The sequence below is a fragment of the Pseudomonas sp. 13B_2.1_Bac1 genome (assembly GCF_025466155.1).
In the GTDB taxonomy this organism is placed as follows: domain Bacteria; phylum Pseudomonadota; class Gammaproteobacteria; order Pseudomonadales; family Pseudomonadaceae; genus Aquipseudomonas; species Aquipseudomonas aylmerensis.
In genome coordinates this window covers 68899-86809 of record NZ_JANLOH010000101.1, presented here as the reverse complement: position 1 = coordinate 86809, position 17911 = coordinate 68899, and the positions used below count along the sequence as shown (strand labels likewise).

Below are 17911 nucleotides of genomic sequence, written 5' to 3'. Positions count from 1 at the left end.
GCGGGCAGGACCCCGGCAGGGTCGCTCAGCACTCAGACATTTGCCGCAAATGTTACTTTTTTTCAGGGGGGATTACATGCGTAGTTTCAGCCGCGCTTAAAACAACCCCGCTTTCGAAGCACAGAGCACGGCGGCAATCTTGTTGTTGACGCCCAGCTTCTTGAAACAACTGCAAATATGAAAGCCTACCGTACGTTCGGACAGGCACAGGATGGTGGCGATATCCGCAGCGGTCTTGCCCATGGCCGACCACTTGAGGATTTCGGTTTCCCGTGGGGTCAGTTTGCTGGCAGGGCTGCTGGTGGGAGTGTGGGTGTAGGTCTGTGCTACGACCGTGTGGAGCGCATGGCAGAGCCAGAGTACCTGGCCGGCCTTTTCATACAGTTCTTGCGGGCTGACCGCACCTTTGCCGCGGCCCAGGGTGAGCATGCTGAACACGCCCTGGAAATCATGCACGGCTTGAGTCCAGCCCAGGCTCACGCCACATGTCTGGGCCAGGGACCAAAGGGAGGGGGAATCCTTGAAGGTTTTTTCCTCCCAAACCAGGGGCAATACACACGTTTTGCAATGTTTAACGACCGGATCAACTTCAAAGAAGCGGGCCTGGTCATACAGTTTGTTCCATTCCTCCGGATAGTTGTTGATGCAAATGGGCTTCGCCTGAGTGTCAGGTCGTTGCGAAGTCATGGTAAATGAGCAGTACTGAAAACCGAGTGCATAGGTGTGATTGACGGCCAAGTCAAAAAGACTGGTGGTTTCGCTCTCGCCTTCCAGCTTGGGAAGTCTTAAATTGCGCCAGTTAACCATTGGTGAATCTCCATGAGGTTCTGCGCGACAGGGGATACGTCCTGGGCTCCTTACGCCGCAGGAAATGAGTGTAGGACATGGCCTGCAGGACAAGATGAAAGTTTGGTTATTGAAGGGCGGTGTTTGAGATTTTTTTATTTGGTTACTCCAACTCATTCCCTGCGCTGAATAAATTTCTTGCGGTTTTTTAGTGAGTTAAAAGGTTGTGTGACGCGCAAGTTATGGTGTGGTTGTAACCTTGGGAAAGGGATTAATAGCCAATTGATTAGTGATGCTATTAGATAGCCATCCTTGCGCACGCATTGGATTCCACTACAAACCACCGGTGTTTCCGCGCGCGACTTTGAGGGACACTAGGGCTCCTGTAGAACGGAGCCTCCCATGACGGCCAGTGCTGAGAAATTTACCCGCCAGACCTTGCTCGACGTGCAATCGCTGACCCCCAGCCTGTTTACGCTGCGCACCACACGCGACCCTGGATTCCGCTTCACGGCGGGTCAGTTCGTACGTCTGGGGGTGACCAAGGCCGACGGCAGCACGGTGTGGCGCGCCTATTCCGTGGTGTCTTCGCCGTTTGATGAGCACCTGGATTTCTTCTCGATCGTGGTGCCAGGCGGGGAGTTCACCAGTGAACTGAGCCGCCTGCGAGTGGGCGATACCTTGATGGTCGAACGCCAGGCCACGGGTTTCCTGACGTTGAACCGTTTTGTCGATGGCCGGGATTTGTGGATGTTGGGGACCGGCACCGGGGTGGCGCCGTTTTTGTCGATCCTGCAGGATTTCGAAGTCTGGGAGAAATTCGAGCGCATCATCCTGGTGTACAGCGCGCGTGAGGCCAAGGAGCTGGCCTATCAGGCGCTGATCGCCGAACTGGGCGAGCGTGAGTACCTCGCCGAGTATGCGCACAAACTGACCTACCTTCCGATAGTGACCCGCGAGCCGCACCCCGGTGCCTTGAACGCGCGCATTACCACGCTGATCGAAAGCGGCGAGTTGGAGCGCGCGGCCGGGGTCGAGCTGACGCCTGAGCATTCCCGTGTACTGATTTGCGGCAACCCGCAGATGGTCGATGACACTCGCCAGTTGCTCAAGCAGCGCGACCTGCAATTGAGCTTGAGCCGGCGTCCGGGCCAGGTGGCAGTGGAAAACTACTGGTAATAAAAAAGGCGCCTGCAACAGGCGCCTCTGACACAGCCCTTATCGGTTAAAGCGGCTTGTCGTTCTGTGCCTTGAGCAGGTCACGGATCTCGCCCAGCAAGACCTCTTCCTTGGTAGGCGTCGGCGGCAGGCTTGGTGCCACGGCCTCTTCACGTTTCAGGCGATTGATCGCCTTCACGCCCATGAAGATCGCAAACGCAACGATCAGGAAGTCGACCACGCTCTGGATGAACTTGCCATAGGCCAGTACCACCGCGGGGACGTCACCCTGCGCAGCCTTGAGCGTTATCGCCAGATCACCGAAGTCCACGCCGCCGATCAACAGGCCCAGTGGCGGCATCACCACGTCGCCTACAAACGAGGAAACAATTTTGCCGAAGGCGGCGCCGATGATAATACCGACGGCCATATCGACCACATTACCTTTGACCGCGAAGGCCTTGAACTCACTGATCACGCCCATAGGTTATTCCTTGTTACAGATGAGAAGGGTGGAACCCAGTGTAAGTCAGTCATAGCGGGCTTGCCTGACACAACCGTTAACACTGTTAGTTTTTATCGACACATTAAATCGCAAATAGTTTGCAAAGTGCCACCAATCGCGCGCGAAATACTCGCCAAATCAGTGGCTTACCACACTATTTTTTCAATCGGGTTAGTGCGGCTTTTCTATTTATCTTCTGGTGCTCGGATCACTAGCCTCTGGCAAGCACAACTGAATGTGCATCAAAAAACCAGAGGACACCTCGATGAAGAACTCAATGAGCCGCCGGCCTCTATCGGCGCGATATGCGCTGGTAGTCGCGACCGCCAGCCTGCTTTCGCTGTCAGTGCAAGCCGCCAACCTGACCCGCGACAACGGTGCTGCCGTTGGCGACAACCAGAACTCGCAGACCGCCGGCGCCAATGGCCCGGTGCTGCTGCAGGACGTGCAGTTGATCCAGAAACTGCAACGCTTTGACCGCGAGCGCATCCCCGAGCGCGTCGTGCATGCCCGTGGCACTGGGGCCCACGGCACCTTCACGGTGACCGACAACCTCAGCGACCTGAGCAAGGCCAAGGTCTTCGCCGCCGGCGAAAGTACCCCGGTGTTCGTGCGCTTTTCCTCTGTGGTGCACGGCAACCACTCCCCGGAAACCCTGCGCGACCCGCGCGGTTTCGCCACCAAGTTCTACACCGCCGAGGGCAATTGGGACCTCGTCGGCAATAACTTCCCGACGTTCTTTATCCGCGATGCCATCAAGTTCCCGGACATGGTCCACGCCTTCAAGCCGGATCCGCGCACCAACCTGGATGACGATTCCCGTCGCTTCGACTTCTTCTCCCATGTGCCTGAGTCCACGCGCACGCTGACCGAGCTGTATTCCGACTCGGGCACCCCGGCCAGCTACCGGGAAATGGACGGCAATGGCGTGCACGCCTACAAGCTGATCAACGCCAAGGGCGAAGTGCACTACGTCAAGTTCCATTGGAAGAGCCAGCAGGGCCTCAAGAACCTTGATCCCAAGCAAGTCGTCGACGTGCAGGGCCGTGACTACAGCCACATGACCCATGACCTGGTCACCCACATCAACAAGGGGGATTTCCCCAAGTGGGACCTGTACGTGCAGGTGCTCAAGCCTGAGGACCTGGCCAAGTTCGATTTCGACCCGCTGGACGCCACCAAGATCTGGCCGGGCGTACCGGAGCGCAAAGTCGGGCAGATGGTGCTGAACCGCAACCCGGCCAATGTCTTCCAGGAAACCGAGCAGGTGGCCATGGCCCCGTCCAACCTGGTGCCGGGCATCGAGCCGTCAGAGGACCGCCTGCTGCAAGGCCGGGTGTTCTCCTACGCTGACACGCAGATGTACCGCCTGGGCGCCAATGCCCTGCAACTGCCGATCAACGCGCCACGGGTCACCGTCAACAATGGCAACCAGGACGGCGCAATGAACGCCGGCAAGACCACCACGGGCGTGAACTACCAGCCAAGCCGCCTGCTGCCACGTGAAGAGCCGCAAGCCGCGCGCTACAGCCAGTCGGCCCTGTCGGGCAGCACCCAGCAGGCGAAGATCCAGCGTGAGCAGAACTTCAAGCAAGCCGGCGACCTGTATCGCTCTTACAGCAAGAAAGAGCGCCAGGACCTGATCGAGAACTTCGGCGGCTCCCTGGCGACCACCGATGATGAGAGCAAGCACATCATCCTGTCGTTCCTCTACAAGGCCGACCCGGAGTACGGCACGGGTGTGGCCAAAGTTGCCAAGGGTGACCTGGCACGCGTGAAGGCGCTGGCGGAAAAACTCACCGACTAACCACACACCCTAGTAGGAGCCGGCTTGCCGGCGATGGCGTATTCAACGCCGTCATCGCCCGCAAGCCGGCGCCTGCAGGGTTACGCAGAGGATTGAATGATGCGTACCTTCTTATGGGCTCTGCTGGCCTGCTGGTCGCTGAACGTGTTGGCCGAGCAGCCCGCCGGCAATGACCCCGTCGCGCTCCAGGCGCAGCTGCAGGATTACTATTTCGACGCTGCCCGCCGTGGCGACCTCGACATGCTCGACACGTTTATCGACTCCGGCTACAGCCTCAACACCCAGGATGAAAAGGGCTACACCGCGCTGATCCTGGCGGCCTACCACGGCGAAAGCGCCTACGTGGAGCGCCTGCTCGCGGCCGGCGCCGATGCCTGCGTGCAGGACAAGCGTGGCAATACCGCGTTGATGGGCGCGATCTTCAAGGGTGAGCTGAAAATTGCCCAGCGCCTGCTGGCCACCGACTGCAACCCCGATCAACGTAACGGCGCCGGGCAGACGGCGGCCATGTATGCCGGGCTGTTCAAGCGCGTCGAGCTGCTGGATGCCTTGAAGGCCAAGGGCGCCAACCTCGACGCCGAAGACCCGGCCGGCAACAGTGCTTCACGATTGGCCAGCGGTGAAATCCGGACCCCGGCGTCGCGCTGAGCTATCATCGAGGTTTTTCGGTTGGAGGTTCTCAAATGGCAAAGGCCAAGCGCATGTACGGCTGCACCGAGTGCGGCGCGACCTTTCCCAAGTGGGCCGGCCAGTGCACCGAGTGCGGTGCGTGGAACACCCTGACGGAAACCATGATCGAAAGCGGCGGCGCCGCAGCCCCCACCGGCCGCGCCGGCTGGACTGGGCAGCAGGCACAGATCAAGACCCTGGCTGAAGTCAGCGTCGAGGAAATCCCGCGTTTCTCCACGGCGTCCGGCGAGCTCGACCGCGTACTCGGCGGCGGCCTGGTGGACGGCTCGGTGGTGCTGATCGGCGGTGACCCGGGCATCGGCAAATCCACCATTCTGTTGCAAACCCTGTGCAGCATCGCCAGCCGCATGCCGGCGCTGTACGTCACGGGTGAAGAATCCCAGCAGCAAGTGGCCATGCGCGCCCGCCGCCTTGGGTTGCCCCAGGACCAATTGCGGGTCATGACCGAAACCTGCATCGAAAGCATCATCGCCACGGCCCGCATCGAAAAACCCAAGGTCATGGTGATCGACTCGATCCAGACGATTTTCACCGAGCAACTGCAATCAGCGCCGGGCGGTGTATCCCAGGTGCGCGAAAGCGCGGCGCTGCTGGTGCGTTATGCCAAGCAGAGCGGTACGGCGATCTTCCTGGTCGGCCACGTGACCAAAGAAGGAGCCCTGGCCGGGCCACGGGTGCTGGAGCACATGGTCGATACCGTGCTGTATTTCGAAGGCGAATCCGACGGTCGCCTGCGCTTGCTGCGGGCAGTGAAAAACCGCTTCGGCGCGGTGAATGAGTTGGGCGTGTTCGCCATGACTGACCGCGGGCTGAAAGAAGTCTCCAACCCATCGGCGATTTTTCTGACCCGTGCCCAGGAAGAAGTTCCTGGCAGCGTGGTGATGGCCACGTGGGAAGGCACTCGACCGATGCTGGTCGAAGTCCAGGCCTTGGTGGATGACAGCCACCTGGCCAACCCCCGTCGCGTCACGCTCGGCCTGGACCAGAACCGCCTTGCGATGCTGCTGGCGGTCTTGCACCGTCATGGCGGCATTCCGACTCACGACCAGGACGTGTTCCTCAACGTGGTCGGTGGGGTCAAGGTGCTGGAGACAGCGTCCGACCTGGCGTTGATGGCGGCGGTGATGTCGAGTCTGCGCAATCGGCCATTGCCCCATGACCTGCTGGTGTTTGGTGAAGTCGGGCTGTCGGGCGAGGTCCGCCCGGTGCCCAGTGGCCAGGAGCGTTTGAAGGAAGCCGCCAAGCACGGCTTCAAGCGCGCCATCGTGCCCAAGGGCAATGCCCCGAAGGAGATGCCGCCAGGATTGCAGGTGATCGGCGTGACCCGCCTGGAACAGGCGTTGGATGCGTTGTTCGAGTAGCCACTGACCCCGCTGGCAACACTGTTCAATGTAGGCGCTGGCTTGCCTGCGATAGCGGTGGATCAGCTTGCACATCATTAGCAGACACTCCGTTATGCAGGTCTGCACGAACAATCAGGTTTCCAGCAATGCCGCCAACTCGCGGTGCAGTTCCTCCTCATCACCGAGGTTCAACTCGATCAGCCGCCGCAGATGGCTGATCGAATCCAGGTCAATGTGCTCGCACACAAACCCCAACTGCCCGTGATCGTCATGGGCCAGCCTGACCTGCATCTTTATATGCGCCTGTGGATCGAGGCGAATCTCCACGTCGAACGGCTCTGCGCGATTGCCCCGCCAGTCATCAGGGCGTTGCACCAACAAACCTTTGAGCGACAAATCCACCAGTTGCACCGGCCAATTCCAGCCGGCCTGTGCAATGGTGGTCCTGGCATCGAAGGCAATACGCCGGAAACGGCGGCGATCTGACGGCTGTTCACTCATGGTCAAACCCTCTGTGGATAAGGGGATTGTAGCCCTGCGCCATCATTGGGCTTTTATTTGTGCTTTTTTTGCCGTTGCAAGGCTCTAGACCAATGTAGGGGGGTGGTCTTTGAGGCCAACAGCGCTAAACTCGGGATGGCTGTCCTTTCTGTCCACCCTGGCTGGAATATAAAAATGAAAAATAATAATAGCCTGCTACGCCACCTACCCTGGCTGGTGCTGGCAATTGTAGGAGCGTGCGCCCTGGGCGTAGTGGCCTTGCGCCGCGGCGAGGCGATCAACGCCTTGTGGATTGTGGTCGCTGCTGTGGCCATCTACCTGGTTGCATACCGTTACTACAGTCTGTTCATCGCTAACAACGTGATGCAACTCGATCCACGGCGGGCCACCCCCGCAGTGCTCAACAACGACGGTCTGGACTATGTGCCGACCAACAAACACATCCTTTTCGGTCACCACTTTGCGGCGATTGCCGGTGCAGGTCCGCTGGTCGGCCCGGTATTGGCGGCGCAAATGGGCTATCTGCCGGGCACCCTGTGGCTGATTGCCGGGGTGGTGCTGGCCGGTGCGGTGCAGGACTTCATGGTCCTGTTCCTGTCCACCCGTCGCAACGGCCGTTCCCTGGGGGATATGGTTCGCGAAGAGATGGGCCGCATTCCGGGGACTATCGCGCTGTTCGGCTGCTTCCTGATCATGATCATCATCCTCGCGGTCCTGGCGCTGATCGTGGTCAAGGCCCTGGCCGAGAGCCCATGGGGCATCTTCACGGTCATGGCGACCATCCCGATCGCGATGTTCATGGGCGTGTACATGCGCTACATCCGCCCGGGCCGCATCGGTGAAATCTCGATCATCGGCGTGCTGTTGCTGCTGGGTTCGATCTGGCTGGGCGGGCAGATTGCCGCTGACCCGACCTGGGCCAAAGCCTTCACCTTCACCGGGATCCAGATCACCTGGATGCTGATCGGCTACGGTTTCGTCGCGGCGGTATTGCCGGTATGGCTGATCCTGGCGCCGCGTGACTACCTCTCCACGTTCCTCAAGATCGGCACCATCATTGCCTTGGCGATCGGCATCCTGGTCACCATGCCAGAGCTGAAAATGCCGGCCCTGACCCAGTTCATCGACGGCACCGGCCCGGTGTGGAAGGGCGGCCTGTTCCCGTTCCTGTTCATCACCATCGCCTGTGGCGCGGTCTCGGGTTTCCACGCGCTGATTTCCTCGGGCACCACGCCCAAGCTGCTGGACAACGAAGTCAACGCCCGTTACATCGGCTACGGCGCGATGCTGATGGAGTCGTTCGTGGCCATCATGGCCATGGTCGCGGCTTCCGTGATTGAGCCTGGCGTGTACTTCGCCATGAACAGCCCGGCCGCTGTGGTCGGCGGTGACGTGATGACCGTGGCGCAAACCGTCAGCAGCTGGGGGTTTGCGATAACGCCTGAGGCGTTGCAGGCCGTGGCCCATGACATCGGCGAGACCACCATCCTGGCGCGTGCCGGCGGTGCACCAACGCTGGCCGTGGGTATCGCGCAGATCCTGCACAGTGTGCTGCCGGGTGAAAACACCATGGCGTTCTGGTACCACTTTGCGATCCTGTTCGAGGCGTTGTTCATCCTCACGGCAGTCGACGCCGGCACCCGTGCCGGTCGCTTCATGCTGCAGGACCTGCTGGGTTCGTTCGTGCCGTCGCTCAAGCGTACCGAGTCGTGGACAGCCAACCTGATTGCCACCGCCGGTTGTGTGGCGATGTGGGGATACCTGCTGTACCAGGGCGTGATCGACCCACTGGGCGGCATCAACACCTTGTGGCCGCTGTTCGGTATCTCCAACCAGATGCTGGCGGGTATCGCGCTGATGCTGGCGACCGTTGTACTGATCAAAATGAAACGCCAACGCTACATCTGGGTGACCATGCTGCCGGCCGTATGGCTGCTGATCTGCACCACCACCGCAGGCTTCATCAAGCTGTTCGACGCCAACCCGGCGATCGGCTTCCTGTCGCTGGCGAAGAAGTACAGTGATGCGCTGGCCAACGGCCAGATCCTGGCCCCGGCCAAGAGCGTCGACCAGATGCAGCACGTGATCTGGAACGCCTACACCAACGCAACGCTGACAGCACTGTTTCTGTTCGTGGTATTCAGCATCCTGTTCTATGCGCTCAAGGTCGGCGTCGCCGCCTGGGGCAACAAGGAACGTACGGATAAAGAAGCCCCGTTCCAGGCCGTACCGGACGCGTAAACGAGGATTGCAGCCATGTTCAATGACATCAGTCGCCTCGGTAAATACCTCGGTCAGGCCGCGCGCCTGATGGTCGGCATGCCCGACTACGACACCTACGTCGAGCATATGCAAACCAAGCACCCGGACAAACCGGTGATGGACTACAAGGCGTTCTTCCGGGAACGCCAGGAAGCCCGCTACGGTGGCAAGGGTGGGCCCAAGTGCTGTTGAGTTAACGCAATATCCCTGTGGGAGCCGGCTTGTGTGGGAGCTGGCTTGCCTGCGATAGCATCACTTGGGTGTCACTGATACACCGAGGTGCTTGCATCGCGGGCAAGCCCGGCTCCCGCATAGGCCTGCTCCCACATTTGTTTTGTGTACCTTTAATTCCAAGGAGAACTGTCTTTGTCCTCTCCCATCCCCGTCACCGTCCTCAGCGGCTTCCTCGGCGCCGGCAAGACCACCTTGCTGCGCCACCTGCTCAAGGCCGAGCATGGCTTGAAAATCGCCGTGATCGAAAACGAATTCAGTGACGCCGGAATCGATACCCAGCTGTTGGGTACAGAACCGGTGCAAGTCATGACCCTCTCCAACGGCTGCGTGTGCTGCACCATCCACACCGACCTGACCAAAGCCCTGTACCTGCTGCTGGAACGCCTGGACAGCGGTGAGATCGCCTTCGACCGCCTGGTGATCGAGTGCACCGGCCTGGCCGATCCGGCGCCGGTGGCGCAGACCTTTTTTATCGATGAAGAACTGCGCGAGCGCTATATCCTCGACGGCATCATCACCCTGGTGGACGCGGCGCATGCCGGGCACCACCTGACCCAGACCATCGCCCAGGCCCAGATCGGGTTTGCCGACCGCCTGCTGGTGAGCAAGCGTGACCTGGTGGACGACGCCACCTTCGAGGCCCTCAGCGAGCGCCTGACCCGCATTAACCGCCGCGCGCCGATTCGTGTGGTGGACCATGGCGCCATCGACCTGGCCGAGTTGCTCGATGTCCGCGGCTTCAACCTCAACGCCGGCATGAGCCTGCGCCCGGTCAGTGCGGCGCCGTCCATCGACCGTATCTCCAGCCTGGTGCTGCGCACCGAGCAGCCGCTGGATATCGACCGCCTCAGTGAGTTCATGAATGAGCTGCTGGAAGACCACGGCAAGCAGCTGCTGCGCTACAAGGGCGTGCTGAACATTGCCGGAGAGGACCGGCGCATGGTGTTCCAAGGCGTGCTGAAGCTCTACGGTTTCGATTGGGACACCGAGTGGGCCGAGGGCGAAGTGCGCGAGAGTGTGATTGTGTTTATTGCCGATGAGTTGCCCGAAGACAAAATCCGCGAAGGGTTTGCACGGGTTTACCAATAATGATCGTTCCCACGCTCTGCGTGGGAATGCAGGTCAGGACGCTCCGCGTCCCAAAGCGTGACGCAGAGCGTCACAAGAGGCATTCCCACGCGGAGCGTGGGAACGATCAGCCACAAAAAAGCTCGGCTCTTGAGCCGGGCTTTTTCATTCAAGCAACTGCAATCAAGCGCCGTAGACCGGCAGCTTCTTGCAGATGGCCTTGACCTTCTCACGCACCGCGTCGATCACGGCTTCGTTGTTCAGGTCTGCCAGGATGTCGCAGATCCAGCCGGCCAGTTCCTTGCACTCTGCTTCTTTAAAGCCACGAGTGGTCACAGCCGGAGTACCGAAGCGCAGGCCGGAGGTGACGAACGGCGAACGTGGGTCGTTCGGCACGGAGTTTTTGTTCACGGTGATGAAGGCTTTGCCCAGGGCAGCGTCAGCATCTTTACCGGAGATGTCTTGCTTGATCAGCGACAGCAGGAACAGGTGGTTCTCGGTACCGCCGGAAACCACGTCGAAGCCGCGTTCGATAAACACGCTGGCCATGGTCTGGGCGTTCTTCACCACTTGTTGCTGGTAAGTCTTGAACTCAGGCTGCAGGGCTTCCTTGAAGCAGATCGCTTTAGCTGCGATCACGTGCTCCAGTGGGCCACCCTGGGCGCCCGGGAAGACGGCGGAGTTCAGCTTCTTCTCGATGTCGGCGTTGGCGCGTGCCAGGATCAGGCCGCCACGTGGACCGCGCAGGGTCTTGTGCGTGGTGGTGGTCACGACGTCAGCGTAAGGCACTGGGTTCGGGTAGACGCCAGCGGCGACCAGACCGGCTACGTGAGCCATGTCGACGAACAGGTAGGCGCCGACCTTGTCAGCGATCTCACGGAAGCGTGGGAAATCCAGGATCTGCGAGTAGGCAGAGAAACCGGCCACGATCATTTTTGGCTTGTGCTCGACCGCCAGGCGCTCGACTTCGTCGTAGTCGATCAGGCCGTTGGCATCGATACCGTATTGAACGGCGTTGTACAGCTTGCCCGAGGAGGAAACGCTGGCGCCGTGGGTCAGGTGACCGCCGTGGGCCAGGCTCATGCCCAGGATGGTGTCGCCGCCTTGCAGCAGGGCCAGGTACACGGCGCTGTTGGCTTGGGAGCCGGCGTGTGGCTGGACGTTGGCGTAATCGGCGCCGAACAGTTCCTTGGCACGGTCGATGGCCAGTTGCTCAACCACGTCGACGTACTCGCAACCGCCGTAGTAGCGCTTGCCTGGGTAGCCTTCGGCGTACTTGTTGGTCAGAACCGAGCCTTGAGCCTCCATCACCGCAGGGCTGGTGTAGTTTTCCGAAGCGATCAGCTCGATGTGCTCTTCCTGGCGCACGGCTTCTTGCTCCATGGCGGCGAAGAGATCGGCGTCGTACTTGGCAATAGTCAAATCACGGCTGAACATGGCGGTCCTCAAGGATCGGGGGCAGAAAAGGAGGGCATTCTAACCCAATGGGTTTTAGATGGCATATGAAAGGACATCATGTCGCGGACAAGCGGGATTCACTTAGGGATGAGCGGTGCCAATACTGGCCCCATCGCAGGCGAGCCAGCTCCCACAGGGGAATGCATTTCAAATGTGGGAGCTGGCTTGCCTGCGATGAGGTCATCAGCATCACTGCAGGATTTCAGTCGAACATGAACAGCGCATCATTGCTGAATTGCGCCTCGAACCGATTCGCCGGCATCGGCCGCCCGAACAGGTAGCCCTGCACCTCGTCACACCCGTGCTCACGCAGGAAATCCAGTTGCTCATGGGTTTCCACGCCCTCGGCGATCACTGCCAGGTTCAGGCTGTGGGCCATGGCGATAATCGCCCGGGCGATCTGTGCGTCCTGCTCGCCGGACGGCAGGCCATCGACGAAGGTACGGTCGATTTTCAATACGTCGATGGGAAATTGCTTGAGGTAGTTGAGCGACGAATAGCCAGTACCGAAGTCGTCTACCGCAATGCTCAGGCCGAGGTTTTTCAGGCTGTCGAGGATGTGCATGGCTTCGTTGACTTCGCGCATCAGGATACTTTCGGTCAGCTCCAGCTCCAGGCACGCCGGCGGCAGGCCGGTGTCCTTGAGGATGGTGGCGATGCGCGTGCCCAGTTGACCGTCGGAGAACTGCCGCGCGGAGATGTTCACCGAGACTTTCGGCACGCGGACCTTGTTCTGGTGCCAGGTCTTGAGCTGTCGGCACGCCTCGCTGATCACCCAGTCGCCCACGTCGACCACCAGGCCCAATTCCTCCAACACCGGGATGAAGTCGCCCGGTGGCACCAGCCCGCGACGCGGATGGCGCCAGCGCAGCAGGGCCTCGGCGCCGGTCAGGCGTTTGCCGTCGCCGCTGAACTGCGGTTGGTAATAGAGCACGAATTCGTTCTGGTCCAGCGCATGGCGCAGATCACTTTCCAGCTCCAGGCGCTCCAGGGCGCTGGCGTTCATGTCGGCCTGATAGAACTGGAAGTTGTTTTTGCCGCGTTCCTTGGCGTGATACATCGCCGTGTCGGCGTTCTTCATCAGTTGGCTCAGTTCGTTGCCGTCCTGCGGGCTCAAGGCGATGCCGATACTCGCGGTCACGAAGAACTCGCGGCCTTCCAGCACGAACGGCTTGACCAGGCTGGCGAGGATCTGCTCGGCCACGTGGATCGCGCGGTTCAGCGCCATTTCGCGGTTGACCCGTGGTTGCAGGAGCAAGGTGAACTCGTCGCCGCCCATGCGTGCCACGGTGTCGTCTTCGGCCACGCAGCCGAGCAGGCGGGTCGCCATTTCCTTGAGCATGCGGTCGCCGGCGGCGTGGCCCAGGGAGTCGTTGATCGGTTTGAAGCGGTCGAGGTCGAGGAACATCAACACCACCCACGACTTCTGCCGCTCGGCCGATTGCAGCGCAGTGTGCAGGCGGTCCTGGAACAGCGTGCGGTTGGGCAGGTGGGTCAGGGCGTCGTAGTAGGCCAGGCGGTGGATACGCTGTTCGCTGGCCTTGCGCTCGCTGATGTCACTGAAGAAGCACACGTAGCTGGCCAGGTCGCCTTCGTCGTCGAACACCGCCGTGATGCCGACCCAGGCCGGGTAATGCTCGCCGTTACGGCGCTTGAGCCAGACTTCGCCTTCCCAGGTGCTGTGCTGGTGCAGTTGCTTGAGCACATAGCGCAGGTGGGCTTCCTGTTGCTCGTCGACGGTGAGCATGTTCGGCAACTGATCGAGGACATCCGTCACCGCGTAGCCGCTGACCCGGCTGAACGCCTCGTTGGCCTGCACGATATAGCCGGCCGGGTCGGTGATCAGGATCGCCGAGGTGGAGTGCTCGAATACCGTGGCCGCCATGCGCAGGTCTTTTTCGGCGCGGCGTTGCTGGCTGATATCACGGCCCACGCCGAGGATGCCCTCGAAGGCGCCGTGCTCGTCCCATACCAGCACCAGGCGCAGTTCGATCGGCACTTTGCGACCGTCGGCACGCAGGCAGTCGAACAGGAACAGCTGGGTCTGTATTTCATCACGCAGGCGGTTCAGCGCCTCGGGATCGCCCAGCGCGCGGCTGACCTGTTCCACCAGGCTGTAGATGCCGGTCAATTGCTGCGGGTTGGCGATGATCGATTGCCAGCCGTTCTTGAACACCCATTCCACGTCGTAACCGAGCACCGCGTTGACCGACGGGCTGATGTAGTTGAGGGCCAACTGGCTGTCGGTGGAGCAGATCACGTCGCTGATGCTTTCGGCCAGCATGCGGTAGCGCTGTTCGCTGTCGCGCAGGGACTCGCTGGCTTCGATCTGGTCGGTGATGTCCTTGGCCACGCCGATGATGCGTGTGACCAGAGCGGTTTTGTCCCGTGCCAGGGCCTGCTCGCGGATATCAAAGCGTCGCCACTGGTTATTGCGATGGCGAAAGCGCAGCTGGCATTGCAGTTGGGTGGTGTAGCCGATCTCGCGTTGTTGCTGGCGCAAGTCGTGGTAATGCTCGGCGTCCTCGGGGTGCAGCAGGATTTCCCAGAAGTACTCGCCCATTTGCTGCAGTTCGGCCTTGTTATAGCCGAGGGTGTGGCCCAGGTGGTGGTTGCTGAAAATCATGCGCTGGCTGATCACATCCTGCACATACAGGTGGTCGGGCACGGTACGCACCACGTCCGACCAAAAGCTTTCACGCTCCACCAACGACAGTTCGATCAGCTTGCGGCTGGTGATATCGCTGATGCTGAGGATCACTGCCTTGAAATCATCCTGTTGCTCGGGCAGGCGCATCACCAGCCACAGGTATTGCTCGTTGCCGGCCACGTCCTTGAGCTGGATTTCCAGCTCCAGCTGGTGCTGTTGAGTGAGCACGGCCTCGAGTATCTGGTAGCCGATGGAGGTGGCGTTGCGCGGGCAATCATCGATCAGCCGCTCCCAGGCTTCTTCGCAGGAGCCGACATTCAACAGGCGCACCGCGACCTGGTTGACCTCGGTGATGCGCAGTTCCTTGAGCAGTTGCTGGCGCTCGAGCGGGTTGTCCTGCAGCCAGGCCTTGAGCTGCTCGCGGGTCTGCAGCTGTGCCCGGTCGAAGCAGGCATTCAGGCCCGACAGGTCGAGCACGCACAAGGCCACGCCGGTGCCTTCGAAAATATCCTGGTAACGCCGCCGGCCCTCATGCACCTGGCGCTGGCGGCGGCGCATGTTCAGCAGCACGATCACCGGGATCAGGGAAAACGCCAGGCCCAGCAGGCATTTGCCGATGAACGCCGGCAGCAGTTGTTCCAGCACGGCGGTGCGGTCGAACAGCCCGCGCAATTGCCAGTCGCTTTTGCTCAGGGGCGTGACCAGCACGCTTTTATTCAACTCGTCGGGGGTGAGGGCGCTGGCCCACTGGGCCGGCATGCCGCTGTCGCGACTGATGACACGATGGTTGATGCGGTTTTCAATGGCCCACATGGGGCGCTGGCCCTGGCCGTCCTGGCGGGTGAGGCTGGTCAGGTAATTGGGTGCCAGGCGCAGCACCCAGTACATCCTGGAACCGCCGCTGGGCTGGTGCAGCAATAGATAGATGATGGCGCCGTCGTTGTTGTTGCTCAGGTAGTAGGACTGGGCGTGGCTGCGCTGCACCAGTTCTTCGAGCCAGGGGCCGTCCTGGCTGTCATTGGCGCTGTCACTGATCATCGCGCCGCTGGGCGCGAGCAGGGCGATGCTGCGCAGTTCCGGCAGCGAACGTTGCAGGGTGCGCATCAACGCCTGTTGCTGTTCGCTGTCGCGCGGTGGCTCGACCATCGGCAGCAGGTTCAGGGCGATTTTTGCGCTCAGGCCCATATTCAGGCTGATCTGCTCAGCCAGGTCGGCGCTGTAGTCGATGGTGTATTGCTGCTGGTTCTTCTGGTTCTGCTGCAACTGGTCCAGCAGTTGCCAGAACAATAATGCGAGCAACATGAGGACAAGCGTCGCCAACGCGCCTTTGAGGGTGCCGTGCAGGGGCGCTCCCGGCGCTATATGAGCGGCGCGCAGGGGAGTGGGCGGCGTGACTTTGGACAAGCTGTGATCCTGCGGTTTGGCTGGACTGGCGCGCGACGTGCACTATAAGCCGGACGCCCGGAGGGCGGCTAGCATGCCTTGAGTTGTGGCAAAGTGCCAGCCCCGCCTGGCTGGACTGGCCCAACGCATTCAGGTAGCTTTGCCGGTTACGCGGGGGCGTTCCAGCCCCAGACATTCAGGCTTTTTCCGCACGCAGGCATTGATTACCGTCAACGGCCCGCGCGGCGCATGGCCTGGCACGGGCTTCGCCCGCTCAATTCATCAGTCACTGACGCTAGGTTCACCATGGCTCAATACGTCTTCACCATGCATCGGCTGGGAAAAGTTGTTCCGCCGAAGCGGGAAATCCTGAAAAACATTTCGCTGTCCTTCTTCCCCGGCGCCAAGATCGGCGTGCTCGGCCTCAACGGTTCGGGTAAGTCCACGCTGCTGAAAATCATGGCCGGCGTCGACACCGAGTTCGAAGGCGAAGCCCGCCCGATGCCCGAACTGAACATCGGCTACCTGCCGCAGGAGCCGCAGCTGGACCCGGCGAAGACCGTGCGTGAAGTGGTTGAAGAGGCCGTCAGCGTGATCAAGGACGCCCAGGCGCGCCTGGACGAGGTCTACGCCGCCTACGCCGAACCGGATGCCGACTTCGACAAGCTCGCCGCCGAACAGGCCAAGCTCGAAGCCATCCTGCAGGCCGGCGACGGTCACAACCTGGAGCGCCAGCTGGAAGTCGCCGCCGATGCGCTGCGCCTGCCGGCGTGGGACGCCAAGGTCGAACATTTGTCCGGTGGTGAGAAGCGCCGTGTGGCCCTGTGCCGCCTGCTGCTGTCGGCTCCCGACATGCTGCTGCTCGACGAACCGACCAACCACCTGGACGCCGATTCCGTCGCCTGGCTGGAACACTTCCTTCACGATTTCCCGGGCACCGTGGTTGCGATCACGCACGACCGGTACTTCCTGGACAACGTCGCCGGCTGGATCCTCGAGCTCGACCGTGGCGCCGGTATCCCTTACGAGGGCAACTACTCCGGTTGGCTGGAAGCCAAGTCCGACCGTCTGGCCGCCGAATCCAAGCAGCAATCGGCCCACGAAAAAGCCATGAAGGAAGAACTGGAGTGGGTGCGCAAAGGCGCCAAGGCCCGCCAGTCCAAATCCAAGGCACGTCTGCAACGCTTCGAAGAAATGCAATCGCAGGAATTCCAGAAGCGCAGCGAAACCAACGAGATCTACATCCCGGCCGGTCCGCGCCTGGGTGACAAGGTCATCGAGTTCAAGAACGTTTCCAAAGGCTATGGCGACCGCGTGCTGATCGACAACCTGTCGTTCTCGATGCCAAAAGGCGCGATCGTCGGCGTTATCGGTGGTAACGGCGCGGGTAAATCCACACTGTTCCGTATGCTGATGGGCAAGGAAACCCCGGACTCCGGCAGCATCGAGATCGGTGAAACCGTGCAGCTGGCCTGCGTTGACCAGAGCCGCGACGACCTCGACGGCAGCAAGACGGTGTTCCAGCAGATTTCCGACGGTTCCGACCAGATCCGCATCGGCAACTATGAAATCCCGTCGCGTACCTACGTCGGTCGTTTCAACTTCAAGGGCGGCGACCAGCAGAAGTTCGTCAAGGACCTGTCCGGTGGTGAGCGTGGTCGCTTGCACCTGGCCCTGACCCTGAAAGAGGGCGGCAACGTCCTGCTGCTCGACGAACCGTCCAACGACCTCGACGTTGAAACCCTGCGTTCCCTGGAAGAAGCCTTGCTGGACTTCCCGGGCGCCGCCATTGTGATCTCTCACGATCGGTGGTTCCTTGACCGCGTCGCGACCCACATCCTGGCGTACGAAGACGATTCCCAGGCGGTGTTCTTCGAAGGCAACTACACCGAGTACGAAGCGGACCGTAAAAAGCGCTTGGGCGATGCTGCTGCCCAGCCGCACCGTGTGCGTCACAAAAAACTGGCCTGATTCGGGTTGGTGGTATGAAAAAGCGGAGCCTTCGGGTTCCGCTTTTTTTTGCGTGTTTTCAGGTGGACCGCGTCGTCTGCATCGCAGGCAAGCCA

At 60.8% G+C, this 17911-nt stretch carries 13 protein-coding genes; 8 read left to right on the top strand and 5 right to left on the bottom strand.

The window, feature by feature from the left end; genetic code table 11:
• Positions 1-96: 96 nt before the first annotated feature.
• Positions 97-807, bottom strand: a complete 711-nt coding sequence (locus tag NTD80_RS24965) for a helix-turn-helix transcriptional regulator (RefSeq protein ID WP_262135339.1) — start codon at positions 805-807, stop codon at positions 97-99.
• Positions 808-1188: 381 nt separating this feature from the next.
• Between NTD80_RS24965 and NTD80_RS24960 the strand changes: the two genes are divergently transcribed.
• On the top strand, positions 1189-1965 hold the full coding sequence (locus tag NTD80_RS24960; protein ID WP_262135338.1) for a ferredoxin--NADP reductase: 777 nt from the start codon (positions 1189-1191) through the stop codon (positions 1963-1965).
• 46 nt (positions 1966-2011) lie between these two features.
• Here the strand turns inward: NTD80_RS24960 and mscL are convergent, their stop codons facing one another.
• On the bottom strand, positions 2012-2428 hold the full coding sequence (mscL, locus tag NTD80_RS24955; protein ID WP_065910193.1) for a large-conductance mechanosensitive channel protein MscL: 417 nt from the start codon (positions 2426-2428) through the stop codon (positions 2012-2014).
• Positions 2429-2714: 286 nt separating this feature from the next.
• On the opposite strand from mscL, the gene katB reads away from it, so the two are divergent.
• The 3 genes from katB to radA all read left to right on the top strand — a co-directional run bounded on the left by katB (position 2715) and on the right by radA (position 6307).
• Positions 2715-4256 (top strand): catalase KatB, encoded by a 1542-nt coding sequence (gene katB, locus NTD80_RS24950; protein WP_120450023.1) that lies wholly within the window; start codon positions 2715-2717, stop codon positions 4254-4256.
• A 99-nt stretch (positions 4257-4355) separates the two neighbouring features.
• Positions 4356-4904 (top strand): ankyrin repeat domain-containing protein, encoded by a 549-nt coding sequence (locus NTD80_RS24945; protein ID WP_262135337.1) that lies wholly within the window; start codon positions 4356-4358, stop codon positions 4902-4904.
• Between the two features lie 35 nt (positions 4905-4939).
• Positions 4940-6307 carry a DNA repair protein RadA gene (radA, locus tag NTD80_RS24940; RefSeq protein ID WP_053137919.1) on the top strand — a complete coding sequence of 456 codons (1368 nt, stop codon included), beginning with the start codon at positions 4940-4942 and terminating at the stop codon, positions 6305-6307.
• Positions 6308-6421: 114 nt separating this feature from the next.
• On the opposite strand, the gene NTD80_RS24935 is transcribed toward radA, so the two are convergent.
• Complete coding sequence (locus tag NTD80_RS24935; RefSeq protein WP_106802582.1) at positions 6422-6790, bottom strand: PilZ domain-containing protein; 369 nt, start codon at positions 6788-6790, stop codon at positions 6422-6424.
• 174 nt (positions 6791-6964) lie between these two features.
• Here NTD80_RS24935 and NTD80_RS24930 point away from each other — a divergent pair, with 174 nt between their 5' ends.
• The 3 genes from NTD80_RS24930 (at position 6965) to yjiA (ending at position 10375) form a co-directional block, all read left to right on the top strand.
• A complete protein-coding gene (locus NTD80_RS24930; RefSeq protein ID WP_065910199.1) occupies positions 6965-9031 on the top strand; it encodes a carbon starvation CstA family protein in 2067 nt (688 codons plus the stop codon).
• Positions 9032-9046: 15 nt separating this feature from the next.
• The gene (locus tag NTD80_RS24925; protein WP_003194308.1) at positions 9047-9244 is read left to right on the top strand and encodes a YbdD/YjiX family protein; all 198 of its coding nucleotides are present in this window, start codon (positions 9047-9049) and stop codon (positions 9242-9244) included.
• 174 nt (positions 9245-9418) lie between these two features.
• Positions 9419-10375: a GTPase gene (gene yjiA / locus NTD80_RS24920; protein WP_262135336.1), complete on the top strand. Its 957-nt coding sequence runs from the start codon at positions 9419-9421 to the stop codon at positions 10373-10375.
• Between the two features lie 162 nt (positions 10376-10537).
• Here yjiA and glyA read toward each other — a convergent pair whose 3' ends face one another.
• Positions 10538-11791 (bottom strand): serine hydroxymethyltransferase, encoded by a 1254-nt coding sequence (gene glyA, locus NTD80_RS24915; protein WP_065910203.1) that lies wholly within the window; start codon positions 11789-11791, stop codon positions 10538-10540.
• A 223-nt stretch (positions 11792-12014) separates the two neighbouring features.
• The gene (locus NTD80_RS24910; protein ID WP_315974947.1) at positions 12015-15866 is read right to left on the bottom strand and encodes an EAL domain-containing protein; all 3852 of its coding nucleotides are present in this window, start codon (positions 15864-15866) and stop codon (positions 12015-12017) included.
• A 285-nt stretch (positions 15867-16151) separates the two neighbouring features.
• Here NTD80_RS24910 and ettA point away from each other — a divergent pair, with 285 nt between their 5' ends.
• Positions 16152-17816 (top strand): energy-dependent translational throttle protein EttA, encoded by a 1665-nt coding sequence (ettA, locus tag NTD80_RS24905; protein ID WP_025859215.1) that lies wholly within the window; start codon positions 16152-16154, stop codon positions 17814-17816.
• Positions 17817-17911: the final 95 nt, after the last annotated feature.